Source organism: Streptomyces sp. RKAG293 (genome assembly GCF_023701745.1).
In the GTDB taxonomy this organism is placed as follows: domain Bacteria; phylum Actinomycetota; class Actinomycetes; order Streptomycetales; family Streptomycetaceae; genus Actinacidiphila.
On sequence record NZ_JAJOZB010000001.1, the window covers coordinates 1 to 22213 of the forward strand.

Genomic DNA, 22213 nt, shown 5'->3' on the forward strand with positions numbered 1-22213 from the left:
CGGGGCGTTCAGCCACGCCGCGACCGCGTCGCGCAGGAACGGGTGACGGGCGGCGTCGGCGTGCCACGGGTCGCCGGCGGTGATGTAGATCCGCTCCACCGTCGCGGGCAGCACCGCGTACACCGCGGCCAGAATCTCCGCCACCGACCCGGCGCCCAACTGCACGCGCACCGTCTGGTCACGGTGCACCAGGACACCAGTGGTGGTGTCGAGGAACGCCATCGCGCGGGCCTGCTGGGTGAAGTTCGGTCGGGTCGATGTCAGGTTCGGCGTCACGGCAAACCAGCGGTCGCCTTCCGGGCCTGCCGGGATCGACGGGAGGTCCCGCTCCCCCGCATCCGGCGCCGTGACCGGCACGGGTACCGAGACGGTGGCCGCCGTTGCCGGGACGTCGCCGTGCTCCTGGTCCTCGACGGCCTCGTCCGTGGCGGCGGCCTCCGGGGCCCCCGGCGGGGCAACGAGGTCGGCGGCCTCGGGCACCACTTCGGCGGCTGCGGCCGGGGCGGGGTGGCGCAGGTCCGGAACGAGCGCTCCCGCAGCGGCGATCGTCCCTGCGGGCGCCTGCGGCGCGGCGTGATCATCGGGGTGTGCGGGGGCCGGTGCGGGTGTGTCAGGTCCGCAGGCGGGCGGCGGTGGGCCCAGGGCAGGTACCAGGGCGACCACGTCGATCACCGCCAGGCCGGCGGCCGGGGCGATCCGGTCGGCCTTCGCCTTGTCATGCTCCGCCAGCAGCACGATCCGCCGGCCGCGCTCCGCCTCGAGCTTCGCCAGGACGGCCTGCGCCTTCTTGATGTCGTCGCGCAGCGTGCGCAGTTCGGCCAGGGCGGTGGTGTAGGTCTTGGCGTCCATCACGATCCCTGATGCGGTGCGGATGAGGTGGCGGCATGGCCGCTGGTGGAGCGGGTCGTGACGTAGGCGATGGCCCCGCCCGAGTGCGATTCCAGACGAGTTCCCAGCAACAGGCCGGCGGTAGCCCTGCCCTCGGCGTCCGGGGCGGTCAGGTGGGTGACCGGGCGGACCAGGTCGGTGAGGTGACCGGCCAGGACGGCGTCGGGGAAGGAGTGACGGCCCGGTGCGCTCTTCTCCCAGCGCTGGAGGCCGGTCAGGACAGCCACGACGTATCCCGACAGGGTGATCGGCAGTACTCCCCCGGCCGCGACGGCCGCCGCATCGCAGCGCCAGTTCCCTCGCAGCGCGGCAAGCAGGTCAGTGGGCGGCAGGTCGGCAGCGAAACCGATCCACCGCTGGTTGCCGTCGGGGGCGGGGCGAGCCGTATCCACCCGCAGCACGGCAAGTTCGGGTGCCGCCAGCTGGTCCAGCGGAGCCGGCGCCCGGTCCCGCAGGGCTTGGACCACGGGCAGCGGAACCATGACCCGGTTGCCCCGGCGCGACAGGCCCGGCAGGACCCCGGCGTGCACGAGGCGGCGGAACGTCGTGACAGCGCAGCCGAGTTCCTCAGCTGCCTGCCCCGTCGTCAACAGCACCACGCCTCCTTACATACAAACTCTGATATTTGATCAGGTGCATACGGTAGGGGGTGGGTGGGCGCCCGTCAACGAACAACACCCGCCACGTCGCTGACGCCGACCGTTGGGGCAAGGATCCCGTTGTGCCGTGCGGCTGTTCGCCGGTGCGGCCCGGGCGCGTGTGAGCGGGTCGAGCAGCGCGGTGCGCCCGAGGCCGGTCCACCGAGCGGGACATCGATGGGCACCGGCTCCGGCGCGCCGGGCGTTCGGGACCGTCTCCGGGGGGGTGCGACCCCGGTCCGTACCGTCGTGGCAATTCCCGGCACTGTGCAGCGGCGACACCCGCCGGGCCGCGTCCTGCCCCCGAGGACATCCCCACCGGCCCCGCACGGCACGCCCGGTCTCGGGTCCACCGTTGTGTGGGTCGCCTGGGGCGATGCCGATTGCAGGAACCTCAGATGCCGGTGCCGGCTGCCCGGGTGATCGAACGGGCCACCTGCCGCGCAAGGGTCGCCGGCCTCAGGTGGTGTTCCGCCCGCAGCAGGAAGCCCACCGGGGAGTCCTTGATCTGGGCGTCGTGCGCCTGCGCGGTGGCCTGGCGCAGCATGAACGTGGCCAGCGAGGCGCCGGCGACCGTGACGGGGACCTGACCTGCGAAGTGGCCCAGGCTCAGGGCGGCGAGGCCGCCTACTTCGAATTTCATGTTGAGCGAGCTGGTCACTGCCTTGATGTTCAGGCTCTTCATCGCTTTCCGCAGGTTCTTCAGAGGTCCCTCGAAGTCGGTCTCCCAGGCCAGGCGCAGGTGGTGCTCGAACGCGGCGTGGTCCTCGATCCCCGCGACGCCGCGCTGAAGGGTGGCCGCGGTTGCGGCCACGGCCTGGGTGAAGGCGTCGAACTCGTCGCGGTAGCACGTGCGCAGCTCGATGATCTTGTCGGCGGAGACGGTTTCCAGGTTCGCGGGCAGGACACATCGCACGGCCATGATGGCCAGCCGATGCGCCGTGTCGGTGTCGACGGCCGGTTGGTGCTGTCCCAGGAGGACCTGGGTGATCCGGTCTTCGTCCCATCCTTGTGTCGCGGTGTGGGCGGCGACCTGGTCGGTGGTGGGGGCGTAGCGCGTCGTGCGGGCGAGCTCTGCGGTCAGGGCGCATTTGTAGACCCATGCCACCGAGGGATCGGTGGCGATCCAGTGGCCCCGCAGCTCGGACCGGCCGACGTCATCGGTCTGCACGGCCAAGTCCAGTGCCAGCAGGGCCTCGCGCAGCGTGGGGTCCACCTCGTCCCGGTGCAGCCCCGCCAACGGCCGACCCGCCCCACGGTGTCCTTCGTGTGGGGGGCGTAAGGATGGGTCGGCACCCGGTGTCCTGCTGCTTGAGGTTCCTTGAGAGTTCAGGAAATTCCTCCACCCGTGTGCCGCGCTGTACCATCGCCGGAGGGCCCTGCCATGATCCTCGATAACCCGAACAAAGGCGGGGGCGATTGCAGCTGCCGCAGCCTGCGGGTCCACATCGATCAGAAAGTCCAGCTCCGCGCACAGCGCTCTGACGGCCGGTGGATCAGCCACAGGGAAGTCCCGGGGAACCACCCTGGCCAGGCGCGGCCAGTACAGAGCAGCGGCCTTCATCCACCGCTCGTCACGCACATGCACATACGGGTAGTACAGACCGATGTGCTCCACGGTGCTCCCCACATCCCAGGACCGGCTGATGGCCGAAGACCAGAACTGACCACGCTACGGGCCGACATCGACCGGCGGGGTCAGGGCCGGCATTCTGATCGTCGCAACGCAATCGGTGGTGCTGCCACCGCCGAGCACGCCGGGCCCGGAGCGGGGCGAGGTCATCCAGTCACCCGGTGGTTATGGCGTCGGGCGTGTTGCTGGGCGGTCATCGGCCATCGTGTGGCGTGGTGCGGACGGCCGCGATACCCGCAGGCGTGGCCGCTCGTTATCAGGCGTCCGCCACCCGCTCGAGGGGCGAAATCCGGCCGACCTCCGTTCGGCAGGGTCGGACGCCGGTGAACGCCGGCGGACAACAACGACCGACAACCACCGATGATGACCGCCCGCACGACCCCTCTGACCTGGCCTGATGGCATCCAGTTAGGGTTTTGGACCGGCGCGGATGCGCAACACTCTCCTGTATGTCGAGCTTTCAGCACAGGAAGGCCGTCGGTGACGCCCACGAGGTGCGCGTCGCCCAGGAACTCATCCACCGCGGATGGGCTGTCAATCCGTGGGGGCAGGGCGTGTTGACCGACCCCGTGCGGTACGCCCTGCGGGAATCGTACAGTTCGCTGCGCTGGACACCTGACCTCATCGCGGCGAAGGACCGCCAGGTCACTCTGATCGACTGCAAGAGCCGGATGACCAGCCGTGCCACCTGCCGTCACGTCGTGGAACGCGCCGCAGTCCACGCCCACCTCCAACTGGTGGCCTGGACGATGCTGCCCGTCTACTACGTCTTCGACAACCTCGACGTCCTCACCCCGTCCGACGTACTGACTGCAGGCCAGGACGGGCCCCGGACACCCGCCGGCTCCGGCACCCCCTACTACCTGATCCCCGCCGGCCGCTCCCTGCCCTTCGACACCACCTTCGAAACCCCACCACCCCACCACCAACTGCCCGCTGCCGCCTAACACGGACGGGACACCCGTCACCGGCGGGGCAGACTCCACCCGAGCAGAGCCCCGCATCTCCTGCTCCGGCGATCCGGAACATGACAGACCACACAGCACCCTCGCGAGGCCGGCGTTGGCGGCCGAGCTGTACGCCACAGAGGCCTCCACCAGGCCCTGGCGGATGCTGAGGAGCTTCCCTCGTCGTCGATCGACGCCGAGCCTGGAGCGCTCGCGACACGTGTCGGCTGACCGGACCTGCACACCGGAACGGGAACGGACGGACATCAGGAACCTCGACACGGGTCGTCCACCTTCGAATCCCACCCGAGCGTGCCGCTTGATCATGTCGCCGCACCGAGGAACCTCAAGATCCCGACAGAGTCCCTCAGTGCGGGGCCTCATTCAATTTTCCGTCCATGGCGGCGTCAATCATGAGGCGCGCCTGGCGCTCTATCGCGGCGGGCTGGCCATTGAGGTTGTCCTCGACCTCTTTTGCGGGCATATCGAGGACGTTCCGGAGCTCGCCTGCCAGGGCAGGAAACCCTTCAAGGGCGGTCGCCATCGCGTCCAGATTCTCCTGCCATCCCACACGGATCATCCCAACAACCATCGGCACCAGCAGCAGGACGAAGTCAGGATGCTGGTCAAGGCGCCCGATCCCTTCCATCCCGGCGTAGTTGTCGTCGTCGAACGCGGCGCCTATCAACCTGGCGGCCAGCGGCAGGGAGCGGAACAGAACCACCACCAGCCGTCGGGAAGACTCCAACTCCGCGTCCGTCGCGTCGGCGAGAGCTTGCGCCATCGCGGGCACGGAGACGAGCTTGGCCGCGTCGAACAGATCCTTCGCCGGGCCGACAAGCCAAGGACCGGCTCCGTTGACACGCTGCCGACGTCCTGGAGAGATACCGAGCACCATCTCGGCCGTCGCGGCTTCCTCCTCGGTCGTGCCGAGCGTTTCCCCGAGTGCGAATGACCGCAGCAGCGACTCGATTGCGCCGGACCGCTCGGCGGCCGCCACGCGCACCAGGCGCGGCAGAGCATTCGGCCCGCGCTTCGCAGCGAGGGTCGAGGCGACGGAGTTCAGTGTCGCCTCGCGCTCCGTGACCGGGTGCAGGCCCTCGCGCGAGGCCTCCGCCACAAGCTCGCGTTCCAGGGTCCGCGTCATGGTGCTCAGGTAGGCGCTCACGGAATCCCGCACGGCGTCGGCAGGGATCGGGAAGCCATCCATCCAAAGCAGCACCCGCAGCGTGTCGGGGTTCTTCGTCTGCTCACGCCAGAGCATGAGGCTCACCAGTTGCCGCTCCGTACCGGGCGGGTACAGCCATACCGGCGTGAGTCCTCGGTTCGCCGCCCGCTTGGGGCGGGAGACCAGGCCCTGAGCACGGAAGGTCTCCAACATCCGTGCGCTGACGCCGTGCCCTGCCACGGCCCCGGTCTGGATCAGATCGGCGCCCTCGATACCGGCGCAGTCGTTGGTCATGGGGCAGCGTAGCCGTGCGGACGCCCTCGGATAGGCCGCTGACCCACATTCGATCCAGGTACTCCCAGCGGAAGTCCCGATAACTTGCAAACCGGCATACGGGCCTTGTACCTGCACATTCGCCCTGATTCGCTGAGGACACCAAACCGAACCCGGGGCCAGTTCGACCCATCGACAGAAAGGCGCCATCGTGTCCAAGAAGCTCATTGCGGCGATCGCAGGCTCCTGCGCCCACACGATCACGAAGAGAGAGGCCCTCCGGTACGGGCTCCAGGACTGGCAGGCATCCGCGCTCGCATGGGCTGCCGGCGCAGCTGTCTCAGCAGCCGTCATGCGCGCCTGGCACCTCGTCCACCAGGCGGACAGCACCTGACGAGGAGCCGACCGATGACACATACCCCGCGTGGGAGCGGACCCTGGGGGCGAGCCGGCTCATCCCCAGGGTCCTGGGGCGGACCCGGGCCGTGGACAAGACGGCTGTATTACGGGTCGAGACATCTACGGCGGCATTCGGTTCGAGGTGAGGATACTCTTCCGATACGGAAGGCACCCTGGACCCGATGCTTCCAGGCAGGTTCGCGCAATACGTCAACGCGGTCCTGAGGCTGGGTTTCCGTCAGGATGGTGATGGACCCAGCTCAGGCCTCCCAGGTCGAGGCGGTTCCGCGTCCGCGTCACGGCGACGTAGGCAAGGCGTGCTTCCGAATCGTCGATCGGTCCGGGCAAGGGGCAGTCGGCGGCGTCTTTGTGGTTGGTGTCTTTGGGCGCGGTGAAGTCGTCGGCAATCCGCACGTTGGCCCATTCACGACCTTTGGCCTTATGGGCGGTAGAGACAGTGATCTGGGCCTGGTTCTCGTGGCTGAGCTGATCCACCGCGACTAGGACAGCCCGGGTGCCATGCTGGTCGATAAGGTCCACGAAGGCTTTTAGGTCCCGGCCTGCGGGGTCGTGTTCGGCGTACTCCTGCAGTTCGCCCCAGGTGGGGAAGAGCACCAGTTCTGGGTGAGAGGTCCGGCGTCCGTCCTTGAGATCTTGGGCGGCGGTGGTCAGAGCGCGCAGGCTGTGTCCTCCGCCGGCCAGGGCCATGGTCCGGCCTGCGGCCAGGTGGGTCATGACCTCGGTCATCGCGCCGATGTTGGTGCGGCACAACACTGCGTCGGGGTCGTGGACTTCGCCGAGTTCGGTGCTGATCGCTTCGGTTCCGGTCAGGCGGATTGGGGCGTCGGCGATGGCCAGCCAGCGGTTGGCCTCGTCGGCCAGGCGGGGGCCGAAGCGGAAGGACTGCGACAGGGTCAGGGTGGTTCCGTTGAAGCCGGTCATGATGTCGCGGGCGCCGCGCCAGCCGTAGATGGCCTGGGCGGAGTCGCCGACCACGATGAGCTGGGCGTGCTCGCGCTGGGCGCAGAAGACTTGTTCCAGGACGGGGTTGGTGTCTTGGGCTTCGTCGAGTAGGAGGTAGTCGGCGTCGATGGTGGGGTCGGACAGTGCCCACAGTTTGAGGTAGTGGTCGTGATCGAAGCGCACCACCCCGTGCTCGGGGTGTTGGAGGTCGGCCCAGGCCTTGTGGGCGAAAGGCAGGAGCAGCTCGGTGAACTCGGCGTGGAGGTCTTTGTCTTCCAGGCCGCGCAGGGTCGGGATGTGGTGGGCGGTCAGGGTGCGGTCGGCGGAGTGGCAATAGCGGGCCACTGCGTGGAGCACGGTATGGGACAGCGTCCTGGCGGTGATGTCCCGTTCCCCAATCCGCACGGTCTGGGTCAGGCCCAGGGCCGCTCCGGTGCGCCAGCCTGCCTGGCGGGGGGCGTTCAGGCGTGGGGCGTAGCGGTGGCCGATGGCGGCGTAGGCCAGGGCGTGGGCGGTTTTGCAGTGCACGGTGCGGGGGAAGCGGGTGGCGGCGTCGAGGGCGATGGCTTTGTTGAAGGCGATGTAGCGGCCGCGGCGTTGGGTGCGCGAGGCGAGGAGGAGCAGGGTGCTGGTCTTGCCGGTGCCGGCGCCGGCCTGTAGGGCGAGGTGGTCGCCGGCGTGGAAGAGGTCGGCGGCTGCCGCTTGTTCGTCGGTGGGGTTCAGCACGGTTGCTCCGGTGGGGTTGGAGGAGGGTGGTCGGGTCGCGTGGGGTCGTGGGTGCGGTGTTCGGTTGCGTGCGGTCAGGTTGGTGGTGGATGCGGTGGCGGAGGTTCCGGCAGGTTGGGGCCGCCTGCGGCGTGGTGGAGGGCATCGGGGGGTTGGGGGTGGATGTGTTGGTGGTGCAGGAAGGCGTCGAAGGGTTCCCAGCCGATCAGGGCGGTGTCGGCGGCGGAGGGTGTCGCGGCGTGGGTGGGGCAGCGTTGGGCGCGCCAGCGCAGTTGTTCGGTGTACGGCGGCTGGGTGAGGTCATAGGTGGCCATCACGGTGGGGATGTCCGGGGCGGTCAGGTGCCCGGTGGTGGCGGGTGTGGGGATGAGGATCCAGGTGCCGGGGGTGGTGCGTGGTGCGAGTAGGGGCAGGGTGCAGCGGTGGCGGGTGCGGGTCTGGGCGACGCAGGGGATCTGATCGACAGGCGTGGGGGCGAGGTAGAGCAGGTGGAGGAGTTGGACCGCGGGGCGGCGGAGAGGTGCTGGCGTTGATTCGGTGGCGGGCTGGCGTGGTGTGAAGCGGCCGGCGTCGAGGAGGCGGCGGGTGTTGAGCGCCAGGTTCCGGCGGGCCTCCTGCAGGCCGGGGCTACCGGGGTCCGGTGTGGCGGGGCACAGGGAGTGGTGGCGTACCCGGCACCAGGGCGAACCGTCCTGGGTCGGTCGGGCCACACCGGACAGCACGTGCCAGCGCTGGCCGTCTGGCACCAGGCGGGTGGGGAGTTCGCCGGGGTGCAGGGGGACGGCGCGGTTGGTGTCGCGGTAGTACCACTCGACGCGGTTGCCGCAGGCAGTGCAATGACCGGTCTGCCCGGAGCGCAGGAGTTTGGTGGGGCTGTCGGGGCTGACGCGCAGGGCGCGCGGGGGGCGGCGGTTCTTGGGGGTGCCGTCCCAGGCGAAGCCATCAGCGGCGGGGTTGTTGGTGGCGCGCATGCGGTGAATGTCGCAGGTGACACGCCGCCACCGGGGTGCCGGAGCCGTGGCTGTCCCCCGGGAGGCGGCATTTCCCGTGCATGCGTTCGCCTACTGGGTCATGTGTTCGTGTGCCGGTACCGGTCGGGTGGCGGCGGCCAGCCTCGCTCGGTGCTGCGGGCCTCGCCGACCGGGTGTCAGGCGGTCGGCGGGGCCGGCGGTTCGTGGCCGTCGCACAGGGTTCCCAGGAGTTGGTCGAGGGGGCTCCCAGGGCGTGGGCGAGGGCGTGCCAGGTGGCAGGACCTCACCGCCGCCGGCCACGATCCCGACGCTCTCCTCGCGTACGGAGACGTCGACCTGACCGAAGACGGTGCGGACGAGTCAATGCGTCAACGCGACGAGTTCGAGTTCAACTTCAGCGTCGGCATTCAGTTCGGAGACGTCCCCCTGACCCACGTCCGCTCGACCCTGGCGACGCTCACCCGCGAACAGCACGAGCGCAACCAGGCGCCCCCGCAGGCCGCAGCATGACACAGCGCAGAGGCCTGTTCGTCACCCTCGACGGCCCCAGCGGCGTGGGCAAGTCCACCACCATCGAGGCCCTACGCGCGGAGCTGGCAGGGCAGGGAATCCCGGTGCGCCCGACCGCAGAGCCCTCCCATAGCAAGCTGGGAACCTTTACCCGCCAGAACGCCAACGGCATCCACGGACGCGCCCTGGCCTGTTTGGTCACAGCCGACCGGTACGCGCACATCGAGCACGAGGTCAGGCCATCCCTACAGGCCGGCGACACAGTGATCTGCGACCGCTACGTCGCCTCGACGCTGGTCCTGCAGCGGCTCGACGACGTGCCACTGGAATTCCTGCTCGCCCTGAACGCGGACATGCTCATGCCCGACCTTGCGGTGATCCTTACCGCGCCACCCGGCCTCATCGCCCACCGGATAGCCGAACGCGGCGTCCGACACCGCTTCCACCTCGACCCCACCGCCCCCGGCCGGGAAATCGACCTCTATGCCGAAGCCGCGCACATCCTCACGGCCAGAAGCGTCAACGTGCTGGTCGTTGACACCAACCGCGTCACCCCATCGGATGTCGCGTCCACCATCGCCAACGCGCTGCCCGATCCCCCGATACCGTCGGCAATCTCACCGAACCCCACAGCCTCCCAGGAACCATGAACCCCGCACCCGCACAACCCGTCATCGACACCCACGTCATCCTCCGCGACGGCGACAAACTGCTGCTCTCCCAACGCGGCGGCCCCTACGGCTACGGCCGCTGGCACCTACCATCTGGCAAGCTCGACCAGGGCGAGTCCTTGAGCGTCGGCGCCGCACGTGAGCTGCTGGAGGAAACCGGCGTCCGAGTCGATCCGCATCACCTGCGCCTGGTCCACGTCGTGCACCACCAACAAGGTGACGACGTGGAACGGATCGGGCTCTTCTTCGTCGCCACCGAATGGAGCGGCGAACCCGTCAACCGGGAACCAGCGAAGTGCCTCTATCTGGCGTGGTTCACTGTCCACGAATTGCCCGAAGACATCATCGAGTACCCCAAGGAAGGCCTCCTCGGCTACCTGAACGATAACGGCGGTCTGACAGAGCACGGCTGGGCATAGCTTCACGGCAAGCGCCCAGCGGTCTGGCGGCACATCGTCGAACCTTCCGCGAACACGCCGCCTGCGAGCCGCGTCACCGACGGCCTGCTTGGTGTTCGGTGACGTTCGCCGAGATCGCCGTATGGCGACCAGCCATGAGGCCCTGGTCGGCGGACAGTCGCCAGGCGGGGTGGCTCTCCCATGGCGTCGCCCCCAGCCCTGGCCACGCAACAGGTGCGTGATTGTCAGGGCGGTCGCCAGCGACTTGTTCCGCTGCGTACCGTTTCCGTCCGCGTCGCGCCGCGCAATTACTGTCGGCGACGACGTCGCGCCTGCGCGACGGAGGCGATGGGGTCGGTGGAAAGGGCGGTCAGCCCCGTGCGCACTGCGTATGCGCACGGGCCGGTTGCGCAATGCGCAGTGCGGAGCAAATCGGGCACTGCGCAAAAGGCGGTTGCGCAGAGGCCCATTGCGCAGTGCGGAACACAACGGACGCTGCGCAGTCTCCCTCTCGCCAACGTGCCGGCTCCCGACTCAGAAGCGTGGTTCAAGTCGTCCCACAGCTCACAGGACAACGGCAACTGCGTTGAATTCGCTGACCTGGCCGGGCACGTTGCCGTCCGCGACTCAAAGGACAGGTTCGGGCCCGTCCTCGTCGTCACGGCTGCCGCGAGGGCATCTTTCATGGACTTCGCGCAGTCCGGAACCATCGACGTCAGCCTCCCCGGCTGAGCCATTATCCTGCAACAAGCAGCTCGGCTCGGCGCTGCCCCGGCTGCAATCCGGGGACCTGGCCACCGTCCTGCTCATCGTCGACCGGACGACGTCAGCGGACCAACCGTTGCTGTCCACGCTGCTGGCAACTGGTGACCCCGGTGTCGTTGAAGCGTTCCGGTCCGCAGCGGCCGCATTCGGGCTGGACCTCCCCGACGACGCGGACGCTCTCCGCGATGTTCTGGACGCCAGCGACCTGTGGCGCCACCACTGAAGAACCGGGCTCAGCTTCCAGTCTGCGGTTCGTAGGGGTCGGTGTACGGCTCCAAGGATCCACGGACCTCTTCCTGCGCCAGTTGCATCCGCCGCCCGGGCCCGTAGTAGCGGGCGCGGGCGGCCCCGTGCGGTGCCAGCCACCCGAGGCGCACGAGTTCGCGCAGGTCGCGGATGGCCTGCTGGTCGGAGAGGTCCGCGTCCTGCTGGTAGACGGTGCGGCGCACGCGGGAGCCCCAGAAGGCGGGTAGCAGGGCGTAGACGACGCGTTCGTCCAGGTCGTCGGCGGTGGAGGCCTGGGCCAGATGGGTCCAGGCGCGGGAGAGCAGGTCGGTGCGGCGCTGGGCCTGTTGGGCTTGGCGGTGGTGGGCTTCGAGGCAGAACCGTACCCAGGGGTGGGTGTCACGGGTGGGATCCCAGCGGGGGCTGCCGACCTGCTGCAGGACCCGGTAGTAGGCGTAGGTGTTCTGGCCGCGGCCGAGCCATTCCTCGATGGAGGAGAACTCCGGCGGCAGGACACCCTCGCGAGCGAACACCAGCGTGGACAGGGAACGGGACATCCGCCCGTTGCCGTCCTTCCACGGATGAACGTTGACCAGGTTCAAGTGGGCCATCGAGGCCCGTACATGTACGGGGGTCTCGAGGTCTCCGTCGTTGAGCCACTCGATCAGCTCCGCCGTCAGCGCCGGCACGTGCTCGAAGTCCGGGGCGGTGTAGGCGGGGACCAGAGGGTCGTCGGGGCTGGTGACGAAGACCGGGCCGTTGCGCCAGCGGCCGGGCCGCTTGTCCAGATGGTGGCCCTGGAGCATGAAGTGCAGCCCGTTGAGTAGACCCGCGTCGTACCGGAACCCCTCCCCCGCGTCCGCGAGCGCCTGGATGTAGGTCATTGCGCGCTGGTATCCCTCGAGCTCCACTCTGGTCCGGTCTTCGGTGTCAAGAGGCTCCTCGCCCGTCATGAGTGCTTCGACGTCCTCGACTGTCGCGGCGTAGCCCTCGATGGTGTTCGAGCCGACGATCGCCCGCGCGGTGAGGTTACGCGACCAGTTCGTGAGCGACGCGGTCTGCGAGGGGGCCGGCCGACGCTGGGCCCGAGGTGGCGGCGGTGAAGCAGCGGCTGGGCTGACCCGCAGCCCAACCTTGACCGCAGGTCGAGTGCTGACTGCTCACGGCATCAGCCCGCGTTCACGCCGACCGCCGTCCTCTCGGTGACCGCGGCTTCGGCCACAGCCAAAGCCACCGCCATGATGGTGAGTTGCGGGTTGACCTCCGGGCAGCTGGGCAGCGCTGAGGCGTCGGCGATCAGTACGCCGTGAATGCCGCGGAGCCGGCCCAGCGTGTCGGCGGGGGCGGTCCGCGGGTCGGTGCCCATCGCGACCGTTCCGGTCGGATGGAACGCCGACAGGTGGAGTTGCCGGGCCGTGATCCCCTTGAGCAGCTCGGTGAGTTCGGCAAGGGTGCGGGCGCGCGGGGCGGCGGGGATCCCGGTGAGGACCTCCTCGGCGCCGGCGGCGAGGAGCAGTTCTCCCATCGCGTGCACCGCGCGCAGCAGGAGCCGGCCGTCGCGGGGATCGAGGTCGTAGCGCAGCAGGGCGCGGCGGCGGCCCAGGACCCGGCCCGAGGGCCGGTCGGCGATCATCGCGCCGAAGGTGGCGAGGCGTCCGGAATCCTCCAACTCGGCGCGCAGCTCCCGGCCGACACCCGGCAGGATGAAGGAGCTCATGCCGGGTGGCGGTGCGGTCGCCTCGAGGAGGATGCCGTCTCCATGCAGTTCTTCGACGCCCACGCTCTGCAGAACCGCCGGGCCGCCCACGACCCGGTCGGTGAAGCGTCCGGCCACACTGATCGCCGGGTGCACGGCCAGATTGCGGCCCAGCCGGGGGTGCCGGCCCAGTCCGGAACGGCGCAGGACCAGCGGGGTGTGCAGGGCTCCGGCCGCGATCACGACCATGGGGCTGAGGATCTCCAGTTCGGTGCCGTCCTGGCGTCGCACCACCACACCGGCAGCGCGCGGGCCGCCCGGCCGGTCGGGTTCGGTGAGGATGCGATGCACCCAGGCGCTGGTGATGATGCGCGCCCCGGCGGCACACGCGTCGGGCAGCACCGAGAGCTGGACGCTCTGCTTGGCGCCCGTCGGGCAGCCGACGACGCACTGGCACGATCCCTTGCAACCCGGAGCGTTGCGGCGCAGCGGGCCCGCGGCCCAGCCGAGTCCGCTCGCGCCCTGCAGGGCGAGCCTGCCGTTGCGGCCGATCACGTCCAGGGGTTGGGTGCCGACGCGCAGGGTGCGTTCCACGTCGTCGAGCCGACCGCCGAACGCGTCCGGGTCGGCAAGGCCGAGTCCGTAGACGTCACGCCACCGGGCGAGAACACGCGGCGGAGTGCGGTAGCAGGTGCCGGAGTTGACGACGGTGGTGCCGCCGACCGCGCGGCCCACCGGCACCACCAGGAGCGGGCGGCCCAGGGCCATGGTCGCGCCGCCGTCGCGGTACAGCTCGGCGAAACGGTCCAGGGGTGCGCGCCGGGCGAATTCGGCGGTGGTGTGGTGCCGCCCCTCCTCCAGAACCAGGACCCGCAGTCCGGCGCGGGCCAGCGTACGGGCGGCCATCGCGCCGCCCGCGCCGGAGCCGATGACCACGGCGTCGGCAGTGGAGCGGTCCGGCCAGTCGGTGGCGGGCACGCAGTCTAGAGGCGGGTCGGGCGGTGGCGACGGGACCGCGGAGGGCTCGGGTGGTGTGGCGTCGTGCCGATGGTCGTGTTCTCCGCCCGCTCCCGCGTGGAGCATCCGTTCGGTCGCCGCGGCCAGCAGGACCGGGACCTTCACCACCTCCAGCAGGGCGAGGAGCGCGGGCCGGGAGGCGAGTGAAGCGAGCACGTCCTCCCGTTCGTCGGGCGTGAGGGTGTGCAGGCGGCGGCCGGTGCGCGCGACGGCGTAGGTGTCGACGGCGGTGGCGGCGGCCACCAGGCCGTGACGGGCCGGCGCCGGCATCGCGCCCAGCAGGGTTTCCAGTCGGCGGGGGACACCGGCGAGCCAGGGTTCGCCGCCGTCGTCGGCCAGGAGCGCGGCGACCAGACCGCGCAGGGCGGCGCTCACCGGCTTCCCACCTCCGCGTGCGCCGTCGCGTCGAGCGTCCACTCGGCTTCCGTACGCCACCGGCCCCACCACCGCTCCAGCAGGATCCGGGCGTCGGCGGTCTCACTGTTGCGGCACACCGCATGGCTGCCGTCGGGGTCGGTGTACTCCAGAGCGAGGGTGCGCGACTCGGGCTGGCTGACGTCGACGCGGATGCGCCGCAGGCCCGCCCGACCGGTGACCGTCCAGGTGGGCAGGCCGATCCGGGCGGTGAACCGGCCGATCCCCGCCCAGCCGACGGCGGTGCGCAGCCCGCCGCGCGGCCACGTGCGGCCATCCTTGCGCAACCGCAGGAAGACCAGCGGTGGCAGCCGGTCGAGTCCAGGTCGCATGGACACCGCGGCGACGATCTCCAAGGCGTTCCCGCCCCCGAGGTCCGCGTGCAGCCAGGCCCAGCGGCGAGCGTTCCCGTGTCCGTAGATCCTGGCCGACGCTCCGGACGCGTCGCGCAACGTCAGTGCGCTGTCGCCGTGCCGGACGGTTCCGGTGTAGCGGGCCGTGGCGGCGGGGAGTATCTGCGCGGCGGGCAGCAGCGGATGCCGCCATGACCAGCTCGGGAAGGTGTAGAGCGGAGCCCCCTCGGGTGTCTCCGTCAGATCCCAGTCCATCGGCCCCGCCCGGCCGCGCAGCCGTCCGGCCAGCGCCTCGACTCCCGCGGCGGCGAAACCCTCCGTGTGGGCGTCCCAGGGCGCGGGGCCGAACCGCGCGTGCTCCACGGGTCCGTCCGCGGGGAAGAGCGCGGCCCAGCCGTGGGCGACGGGGCGTGATCCGTCGGTGGGGGCGGTGAGTTCATGGTGCAGCCACAGCCCGGTGCCGGTCGCCGGGTCGGTCACGGTGGTGTACCAGACCTCGGTACGTCCGGGCTGTCCCTTCCAGCGTGGCGCCCAGTGCTGTCGCTGGTCCTCCGGACGCTGTCGCGGGGATTCCCGACGCGGTCGCGAATCCTCCCTGCGGGGGAAACGGAAACTCGCCAGGAACGGTACGAGTGCGGTGGCCAGGGAGAACCGAACGGTGCCGTGCCCGACCGGCTCGCCGCCCGTCGTCAGGGTGAACGGCAGCAACGTCATGGATGCCAGTGGCCGCCGCGGCGTCACGGACTTCCACCCCTCCAGCGTGCAGCGGTCTCCGCTGTGGCCGCCGTCGTCGGCGAGGGCGAACTCCAGCCGGTAGTGGATCCTGCGCCGGGCCAGCGGGGAGATCTCCAGCGTCCCGGTGACCTCGAGCCCGTCGGCGCCGCCGGCCATGGGGTGCCCCGCTATATGGCGGCCGGCTATATGGATGCGACCGGTGAGGCGGGCGGTGGTCGTGCGGTGGGGGAGCAGCACCTCGTCCGCGTGCGCTGCCAGCACCAGCCGTACGGGCCGCGGTTGCCGGTCGCCCCGCAGCCGGACCGTTCCGGTCATCGTCTCGGCGAAGACCGTCCCCCGGTTCCCCCGGTTCCCCCGGTTTCCCCGGCCGGCCATCAGCGGGCCCCGAGGCCGGCGAGCATGAGCTGTTCCGTCGCGGTCAGATAGGCCTCGGCCGCCGCGCGCGCGGCGTCACCGTCACCCTGTTCCACGGCAGCGACCACCGGCTCCAGACGGGCGAAAGCCTCCCGTGCGTCCTGGAAGGGGTGCGCGAGATGCGACCGCATCGGCAGATAGGCGTTGAACAACGTGTTGGTCAGCAGTACATAGACACGGTTGCCCGTCGCGCGCGCCAGCGCCCGGTGCACCTCGACGTCCGCGAGCTGCACCGCGTCCGGGTCCGCACCGGCGCCGACCGCTTCCAACAGCGTGCGCAGTGCAGCGTGTTGGGTCCTGGTGGCCCGCGCGGCGGCGCGCTCCGCGATCAGTGACCCGATGCTGCGCCGCACTTCGAAGATCTCCTCGAGCCATCCCGCGTCGTGCCGGACCAGCATCGGGAGCAGGTCCGCGCCTCCGAGCCGGAGGAAGTCGCGCACGCGCGTCCCCACACCGTGCCGGGTTTCCAGCAGACCGGCCTGCACCAGACGGCCGAAGGCATGCTTGAGCGTCGTCCGGGTCACCCCGTAGCCGTCGGCGAGCTCCCGCTCGGGCGGCAGATAACTGCCTGCGGGATGCCGTCCGGAGAGCACGTCCTTCTGCAGCCGGTCCTCCAGGACATCGACGATCGTCTCGCGCGGCAGCGTCTCCATCGGATATCCCATCAGATACGGCTTAGTGGCTCAGTGGATGAGCCACTCAACCAACAAGACGACCTGGCGTCAAGGTGTGCTTTCGTAGGGCGACTTGACTGTGCTCAGCGATGGGTGGGGCGGCTGTCCTACAAGGGAATTTCCGGAAAACTGTGGACACCCGCCGTCCATGCCGTAGCGCAGCGGCGGGCGGGGCGGGGCGGGTGTCCACGGACGTGGCCGGCCGGGTCAGAAGGGAGCGGTGCCAATTTCGGCGAAGTAGGTCTGGGTCAACCCTGGGTGCCGGAAGGCCGGGGAGCTGTAGTGCACCCTCTTCCAGACACAGTCCAGCGACTTCACGCTGGCACTGACCTGCCCGATGATCACCCACCCCACCGAGCCGTGGCCCGACGGCGCGTCAATCATGTAGCCGGTGGTGCTGACGCCGCCGCCCAAACCGGCCGGCTGATCAGGGGCGTTTCAAAGTCCCCGCGAGCCCTTGAGTCCGCAGGTCGCGGTTGCGCAAGGGGTCGGGACTGGCCCGTCACGAACGCAATGAAGCTCCGGTTGGACGGGGCGACCTCCAAGTCGCCTCGAACCACCGGAGCTTCGATGTGCCGCAAGTCTGCCACCATCTAGCTGATCAAGTCGCCGGTCCTGGACAACGTGGCGGGACTGTCGCTGGTGGAGCGGCTGTGGCTGCTTCCCGATCCGCGTCAGCGCCGAGGGGTGCGTCAGCCGTTCGTGGCCGTGCTGCTGATTGCCGCCTCCGCCGTCGTCGGGCGGTATGCAGTCGTTCGCGGCCATCGGCCAGTGGGCCGCGAACGCCCCGCAGCACGCCCTGGCCCGGCTGGACGCCCGCGTCGTTGGGGCACCCAGCGTACGGGCACGCCGAGTGTCGCGACAATCCGCCGGGTCGTCGGCATGGCCTGCCCCGGCGGCCTGGCCGATCTGACCGGCGCGGATCCCGCCGGCTCGGAATCACTGGCTATCGACGGCAAGGCCGCCCGCGGCTCCCGGGCACCTCGCCCGCCGCCCACCTCCTGGCCGCGATGACCGGCGACGGCCGGACCGTCACCCAACTGCGCGTCCCCGACAAGACGAATGAGATCACCTGCTCCGCGGCGCTGCTGGAGTCCTTCGACCTGACCGGGGTCACTATCACAGCGGACGCGCTCCACACCCAGCGCGGCCACGTCCGCTTCCTCGTCGAGGAGAAGAAGGCCCACTACCTGTTCGTGGTCAAGGCCAACCAGCCCGAATTGCACCGCCGGCTGCGGTCATTGCCATGGAAGGACGTCACCTCGCGCCGTTACGACCGCGAGACCGGCCACGGTCGCCGAGAGACCCGGGCGACCAGGGCACTCACCATCACCGACCTCGGCCTGGACTTCCCCCACGCAGCCCAGGCCGTACGCATCCTGCGCCACCGCACCGACCTGACGACCGGCAAGGCCAGCCGCGAGACCGTTTACGCGGTCGGGGACCTGACCTCACATCAGGCATCGCCGCAACGGCTCGGCCGGCTCGCCCGCTCGCAGTGGACCATCGAGGACCGGTTTCACTTCGTTCGCGACACCACCTTCCGCGAGGACGCCCCGAAGATCCGAACCGGCCACGCGAGAACATGGCAAACCTGCGCAACCTGGCGATCATCATCGTCCGCACAGCCAGGCACCAGAACGTCGCCGCCGGCCTCCGACATGCCTCCTACGAACCGTTCACCCGCCCGCTTGACCTCCTGGGCATCGCCTGACCAACCCACTCATAAGATCATCAGACTTTGCAATCCCCTGCCGGCTGGGCCGGAACCCGAGCCGGTCGCTGCCACAACCGCGGCGCTACCACGTGCATCTCCGCCAAAGACCAGGGACCTGTCGCACCCTCTTCCTCGGTCACAGCCAGGCCCTGCGGGTTTCATGCTCCGATGCCGAGGGAGCTCACGTATGCGTAGGCCGCATATTGGGAGTCGAGGTCGGTGATGACGTCGTCCCAGATTTCGTCCAGGGCGTTTTCGTCGTCTCGGCCCCAGGCGGTGATGAGGTCGTCCCAGATGTAGCGGGCTTGTACGGAGCGTTCGCTGAGGGTGGGTCGGCGGTATTTCTCGTCCACTCGTGACTGGTCTACCGGGTAGATTTCGATGCGCCGGCCTTGTCCCCCGTTGTTCAGCAGGCGTTTGAGTGCCCCGGAGCGTACGAGGTTCGCTTTGCGGTGGTCCTGGTAGGCGCGGTCCACGGCTTGAAGTTTGGCTCGGCTGGGATGGGCGCCCCGGCCCCAGGAGCGCAGCAGGCGGGCGCTGATGCCGTTCTTGCGGAGGGCTTCGAGGCCGGGTCCGTTGCTGAGGTAGCGCAGGCGGGCGGTGAGGCCGCGGTGGGTGGTGACGGGTGAGGCGATGCCGCCTTGGTGGGCGATGCGGTCGAGTTCGGCGGCGAGGGCACGCGCGCCGCTGATGCCTTGGGCGCCGTGTTTTTGCCATTCGCCCCAGAGGTCGGTTGCTCCGCCGGTCACGGCCTATTCTCCCAGGGTGTAGCAGGATTTGGCTTTGACCTGGGTGAGGTCGCGGCCTTCGGGGAAGACTTGCTGCCAGTCGCCGGCTACGTGGAGTTCATCGGTTCCTGACATTTCCACTACGGTGAGTCCTGCGGTGTGTTCTTTATGTGCTTTCAGCCAGAGGTTCGCGAATGCTTGTGAGCGGATGATGTGCATCCAGTCGGGGCGCCTGATTTCCCGGTTCGCGGTGCTCTCGCCAGAGGTCCACGACTCGTGAAGGGTCGGTGGGTCGCAGAGTCCGAGTTTCGTACAGCGCAGGAGGAGTCGGAGGGTGGGTTCGGTGACCCACAGATTCCCGGGTTCGTTGCGGGCGCCCAGGGGTGAGGGCAGGTCAGGCATCTGCCAGGTGGGTGGGGTGATGAGGTGGACGCCGGAGCGTTTCGGGTTATGCGGTGCGCCCTGGGAGTGGACGAGTTTTCCGATGGGGAGCCAGGTCTTGAGCGCGGCGAGGTAGGCGGACCGGGGAAAGAGGGTGGGCCTCCAGCAGGGCGTTGATCTGGGCTTCCAGGGCCCGGCGCTGTTCTGGACGGCGGCGAGTGAGCGGGCCAGGGAGGGCACGACGATGTTGAGGGTCCCGGTCCCCGGGACCACGACGGTCTGCTCGTCCAACGCGTCGAAGAGGTTGTCGATCAGCCGCTGGGCCATGCACGGGGCCTCGGGCCGGATGAGCTCGACGAGGTGGCGGCGGCCGGCTTTGCGCAGGACGGCCGGGGAGCCGTAGCGCTCCAGCAGCCAGGTGACGGCCTGGTGGTCGAGTCGGGGTCCCAGGACGCGCTCCAGCGACGGGTGGAACTGGGTGAGCAGGCCGCGTATCCGGTTGGAGGTGCGGGTGGCCTCGGCGGCGATGACCTGGTCGAAGCCCACCAGGACGGTCAGTTCGGCCGCGATCTCGTCGGTAAGCTCCAGCGAGCGCAGGGGGTGCGGCAGGGTACGGGCCGCGTCCGCGATCACCGCCGCGTCGCGCGCGTCTGTCTTCGCCTCGCCCGGATACAGGTCGGCGATCCGGCGCATCGACAGGCCGAAACCGCCGGGATCTTCACTCCCCGACCAGATGGCGCAGCTGGGCTGGGACGGCCCCCCGCACGCCCTGCGGCTGCAGGAGGGCAGGGGACCCGTCGAACTACCCGAACGGAGATGTTCGAAGTCGCAGCGGCCGGTGCGAAAGTCTGCTCCCCGGTTCCCGAGTGTCCCCCGGCCTGCGGGGAGGGGATCGACGATGGAACTTCCTGGAACGCATGTCAATTGCGCGCTCGGCCCCCGTCGGTCCACCTGCGCTGCTTCGTCCCTAAGAATATTGCTGACCGTAAGGATGACGACCATGCCTTCAATACCGATTCCCCCGCCCGTTGAGTCCGCGTCCATGGCCCACGGCCACATGGCCGGGTTGATTCCGGCCTACGGGAACAGCTGGCTGGCATCGGTGGTCGGTTCAGCCGCGCTCGACGGGCTGCTGCTGGCGGTTGCGAGCCTCGTGCTGCTAGCGGCCGACCGCAAGTGGATCGCGCCAGTCCGCCAATTCCGCCGTCGCTGCGGGAACCGCGCGAACCGGTTGCTTCCCGTGACCACGACGCGCCAGATGGTCGATCAAGCAGGGCTGTGACGCCACGTCTGCATTCGGACCCGCCCTGGCCCGGGTGGGTCGTCCATGCCCGCCGGAGACTCAACAGGTTGCTTGGCGAGCGGGTATGGAAGCAGCGCTGCGCAACCGTGCCGAAGACGGTGACTGTGGCGCCTTCTACGTCCTTGTTCGACGCCGGGACCGGACGGCGTGTCAGGGTGTCACGGGGTTGACGATGTCGGCGATGGCCGTCAGCAGGGTGAAGGCAAAGAAGAGGACCACCGTCCCGGAGACCAGGAGCGTCGACACCGCCACGACCGGGTCGCGGCCCGTCTCGTACGAGCGAAAGAAGGGGAGTGCGCGAAACCAGGCGAGCGCGATGCGACCGCCGTCCGTCAGCGGTAGCGGCAGGAGGTTGAGAAATCCCGCGAAGATGTTCAACGCGGCGAGGGAACCGAACATCTTCCCGTACTGGCCGGAGGAGAAGTCCTGGCCGTTCGCGCGTGCCACGCCGACGATGCTGACGGGGCTCTGTGTATCTCGGTGGCGACTGGTGAAGAACGTCATGGGGTTCCAGGAGTGGGCAGTCGGGTCGAGGGACGTGGCCGCTCGATCCATGATCTCTCCGAACCACGAAGCCGCGACAGGAACCGCGGTCACCGCTGTGAACCGCAGCCTTCTGGGAAGCGCGGGGTCGTAGGACAGTCCGATGCCGACCGTGACAACGGTGTTCGGGCCGTCCGCTCCACCGGGCGGACGTTTGCGGCCGGCAACCGGGGTCACGGAGGTCTGGTGGCTCACACCGTCCCGCACGTAGGCGACGGTGACCGCGCGGCCGATGCTGAGCGCGGGAACGACGCGCACCAGATCGCCGTACGTGGTAATCCGGTGATGGCCCACCGAAGTGATCCGGTCGCCTTCGCGCAGTCCGGCCGACCATGCCGGACCGGCCGGGGCCGGGACCGTGGGCGAGGCAGCCGCCGAATTGCCGAGTCGCGGCAGGACGCTCACGAACGGCGGCTGCGTGAGCGCGCGGTGGTCGTCGACGTACGGGCCCGGATTGTCGGAGTTCGCCACCGAAGCGGTCGCAGCGACCGTCCAGAACAGGATGAACCCGAGAAGGAAGTGCGTGGTTGATCCGGCGGCCAGAACCGTTGTCCGTTTCCAGACGGCCGTCCGCAGGACGTATTCCCCGGTCCGCCGGCGTGCCTCCCCGTGTTCCAGTCCGGGAATATCGGCGAAGCCGCCGAGAGGAACGGCCTTCACGCCGTATTCAGTGGTCGCAGAGCGGGTCGACCAGAGCGTCGGGCCGAAGCCGAAGAACAGTCTGTCGACCTTCATTCCGAAGAGCTTCGCCGTACCGGCGTGAGCGGCTTCGTGGAGGGCGATCGACGCCACGACGACCGTCCCGCCGAGGAGTACGCCCACCGCACCCGCCATCACGATCACGACGTCGGCCCTTCGGCCTCCGATGTGGTCGCACGCGGGAGACACTCCTGCCCGCCCCGCAGTGCCTGGTGCTGCCCGCTCGGGCAGCACCAGGCCGCAGCGTGCGCACTTGCGCTATTCACAGAGTTCCCGGCGCGGCGATACCGGGCGTGACCGGCTGCTTGACGGGCGGCTCGCCGAGGGCCATGCCGAACGGCATGACCGCGAAAATAGCGAACAC

At 69.5% G+C, this 22213-nt stretch carries 21 protein-coding genes and 2 pseudogenes; 8 read left to right on the plus strand and 15 right to left on the minus strand.

The features are described from left to right. The 3 genes and pseudogenes from LNW72_RS00005 to LNW72_RS00015 form a co-directional block, all read right to left on the minus strand. Positions 1-849, minus strand: a pseudogene (locus tag LNW72_RS00005) (Mucin-19); the annotation flags it as partial. After that, complete coding sequence (locus LNW72_RS00010; RefSeq protein ID WP_250973379.1) at positions 849-1484, minus strand: helix-turn-helix domain-containing protein; 636 nt, start codon at positions 1482-1484, stop codon at positions 849-851. The gene LNW72_RS00010 and the pseudogene LNW72_RS00005, both read right to left, overlap by 1 nt. Before the next feature lie 436 nt (positions 1485-1920). Then, positions 1921-3090, minus strand: coding sequence for a DUF6236 family protein (locus LNW72_RS00015; protein WP_250979959.1), 1170 nt, complete (start codon positions 3088-3090; stop codon positions 1921-1923). Positions 3091-3608: 518 nt separating this feature from the next. Between LNW72_RS00015 and LNW72_RS00020 the strand changes: the two genes are divergently transcribed. Then, on the plus strand, positions 3609-4106 hold the full coding sequence (locus LNW72_RS00020; RefSeq protein ID WP_250973380.1) for a hypothetical protein: 498 nt from the start codon (positions 3609-3611) through the stop codon (positions 4104-4106). A gap of 367 nt (positions 4107-4473) precedes the next feature. On the opposite strand, the gene LNW72_RS00025 is transcribed toward LNW72_RS00020, so the two are convergent. Beyond that, on the minus strand, positions 4474-5568 hold the full coding sequence (locus LNW72_RS00025; RefSeq protein WP_250973381.1) for a hypothetical protein: 1095 nt from the start codon (positions 5566-5568) through the stop codon (positions 4474-4476). A 190-nt stretch (positions 5569-5758) separates the two neighbouring features. Between LNW72_RS00025 and LNW72_RS00030 the strand changes: the two genes are divergently transcribed. Further along, complete coding sequence (locus tag LNW72_RS00030; RefSeq protein WP_250973382.1) at positions 5759-5941, plus strand: hypothetical protein; 183 nt, start codon at positions 5759-5761, stop codon at positions 5939-5941. 215 nt (positions 5942-6156) lie between these two features. Here the strand turns inward: LNW72_RS00030 and LNW72_RS00035 are convergent, their stop codons facing one another. Beyond that, positions 6157-7632 (minus strand): UvrD-helicase domain-containing protein, encoded by a 1476-nt coding sequence (locus tag LNW72_RS00035; protein WP_250979960.1) that lies wholly within the window; start codon positions 7630-7632, stop codon positions 6157-6159. A 77-nt stretch (positions 7633-7709) separates the two neighbouring features. Beyond that, entirely contained in the window at positions 7710-8606 is an 897-nt protein-coding gene (locus LNW72_RS00040) for a DUF6083 domain-containing protein (protein WP_250973383.1), read from the minus strand. A gap of 363 nt (positions 8607-8969) precedes the next feature. Here LNW72_RS00040 and LNW72_RS00045 point away from each other — a divergent pair, with 363 nt between their 5' ends. From LNW72_RS00045 to LNW72_RS41505, 4 genes are all read left to right on the plus strand, one after another. Next, positions 8970-9116 carry a hypothetical protein gene (locus tag LNW72_RS00045; protein ID WP_250973384.1) on the plus strand — a complete coding sequence of 49 codons (147 nt, stop codon included), beginning with the start codon at positions 8970-8972 and terminating at the stop codon, positions 9114-9116. Further along, positions 9113-9766 carry a dTMP kinase gene (locus LNW72_RS00050; RefSeq protein ID WP_250973385.1) on the plus strand — a complete coding sequence of 218 codons (654 nt, stop codon included), beginning with the start codon at positions 9113-9115 and terminating at the stop codon, positions 9764-9766. The genes LNW72_RS00045 and LNW72_RS00050 overlap by 4 nt, the downstream gene beginning before the upstream one ends. Then, positions 9763-10206, plus strand: coding sequence for an NUDIX domain-containing protein (locus LNW72_RS00055; protein ID WP_250973386.1), 444 nt, complete (start codon positions 9763-9765; stop codon positions 10204-10206). The genes LNW72_RS00050 and LNW72_RS00055 overlap by 4 nt, the downstream gene beginning before the upstream one ends. A gap of 327 nt (positions 10207-10533) precedes the next feature. After that, the gene (locus tag LNW72_RS41505; RefSeq protein ID WP_308401854.1) at positions 10534-10917 is read left to right on the plus strand and encodes a DUF397 domain-containing protein; all 384 of its coding nucleotides are present in this window, start codon (positions 10534-10536) and stop codon (positions 10915-10917) included. 266 nt (positions 10918-11183) lie between these two features. On the opposite strand, the gene LNW72_RS00065 is transcribed toward LNW72_RS41505, so the two are convergent. The 5 genes from LNW72_RS00065 to LNW72_RS00085 all read right to left on the minus strand — a co-directional run bounded on the left by LNW72_RS00065 (position 11184) and on the right by LNW72_RS00085 (position 16862). Continuing rightward, entirely contained in the window at positions 11184-12059 is an 876-nt protein-coding gene (locus LNW72_RS00065) for a Fic family protein (RefSeq protein ID WP_250973388.1), read from the minus strand. Between the two features lie 284 nt (positions 12060-12343). Next, positions 12344-14263, minus strand: a complete 1920-nt coding sequence (locus tag LNW72_RS00070) for a GMC family oxidoreductase (protein WP_250973389.1) — start codon at positions 14261-14263, stop codon at positions 12344-12346. Next, the gene (locus tag LNW72_RS00075) at positions 14260-15705 is read right to left on the minus strand and encodes a hypothetical protein (RefSeq protein WP_250973390.1); all 1446 of its coding nucleotides are present in this window, start codon (positions 15703-15705) and stop codon (positions 14260-14262) included. Before LNW72_RS00075 ends, LNW72_RS00070 begins: the two co-directional genes overlap by 4 nt. A gap of 59 nt (positions 15706-15764) precedes the next feature. Next, positions 15765-16469, minus strand: coding sequence for an FCD domain-containing protein (locus LNW72_RS00080; RefSeq protein WP_250973391.1), 705 nt, complete (start codon positions 16467-16469; stop codon positions 15765-15767). Positions 16470-16685: 216 nt separating this feature from the next. Next, complete coding sequence (locus LNW72_RS00085; RefSeq protein WP_250973392.1) at positions 16686-16862, minus strand: hypothetical protein; 177 nt, start codon at positions 16860-16862, stop codon at positions 16686-16688. A gap of 626 nt (positions 16863-17488) precedes the next feature. Here LNW72_RS00085 and LNW72_RS00090 point away from each other — a divergent pair. Beyond that, the gene (locus tag LNW72_RS00090; RefSeq protein ID WP_250973393.1) at positions 17489-18418 is read left to right on the plus strand and encodes an ISAs1 family transposase; all 930 of its coding nucleotides are present in this window, start codon (positions 17489-17491) and stop codon (positions 18416-18418) included. Here LNW72_RS00090 and LNW72_RS00095 read toward each other — a convergent pair. The 3 genes and pseudogenes from LNW72_RS00095 to LNW72_RS00105 form a co-directional block, all read right to left on the minus strand. Next, the gene (locus LNW72_RS00095; protein ID WP_250973394.1) at positions 18354-18944 is read right to left on the minus strand and encodes a hypothetical protein; all 591 of its coding nucleotides are present in this window, start codon (positions 18942-18944) and stop codon (positions 18354-18356) included. The two genes, LNW72_RS00090 and LNW72_RS00095, sit on opposite strands and share 65 nt — an antisense overlap. 3 nt (positions 18945-18947) lie before the next feature. Further along, entirely contained in the window at positions 18948-19142 is a 195-nt protein-coding gene (locus LNW72_RS41925; RefSeq protein ID WP_374117093.1) for an acyltransferase, read from the minus strand. A 301-nt stretch (positions 19143-19443) separates the two neighbouring features. Beyond that, a pseudogene (locus LNW72_RS00105) lies at positions 19444-20006 on the minus strand (transposase); the annotation flags it as partial. Between the two features lie 340 nt (positions 20007-20346). On the opposite strand from LNW72_RS00105, the gene LNW72_RS00110 reads away from it, so the two are divergent. Then, a complete protein-coding gene (locus LNW72_RS00110) occupies positions 20347-20586 on the plus strand; it encodes a hypothetical protein (protein ID WP_250973395.1) in 240 nt (79 codons plus the stop codon). 171 nt (positions 20587-20757) lie between these two features. Here LNW72_RS00110 and LNW72_RS00115 read toward each other — a convergent pair whose 3' ends face one another. Further along, positions 20758-21984, minus strand: a complete 1227-nt coding sequence (locus tag LNW72_RS00115) for a site-2 protease family protein (protein ID WP_250979961.1) — start codon at positions 21982-21984, stop codon at positions 20758-20760. Between the last annotated feature and the right edge of the window lie 229 nt (positions 21985-22213).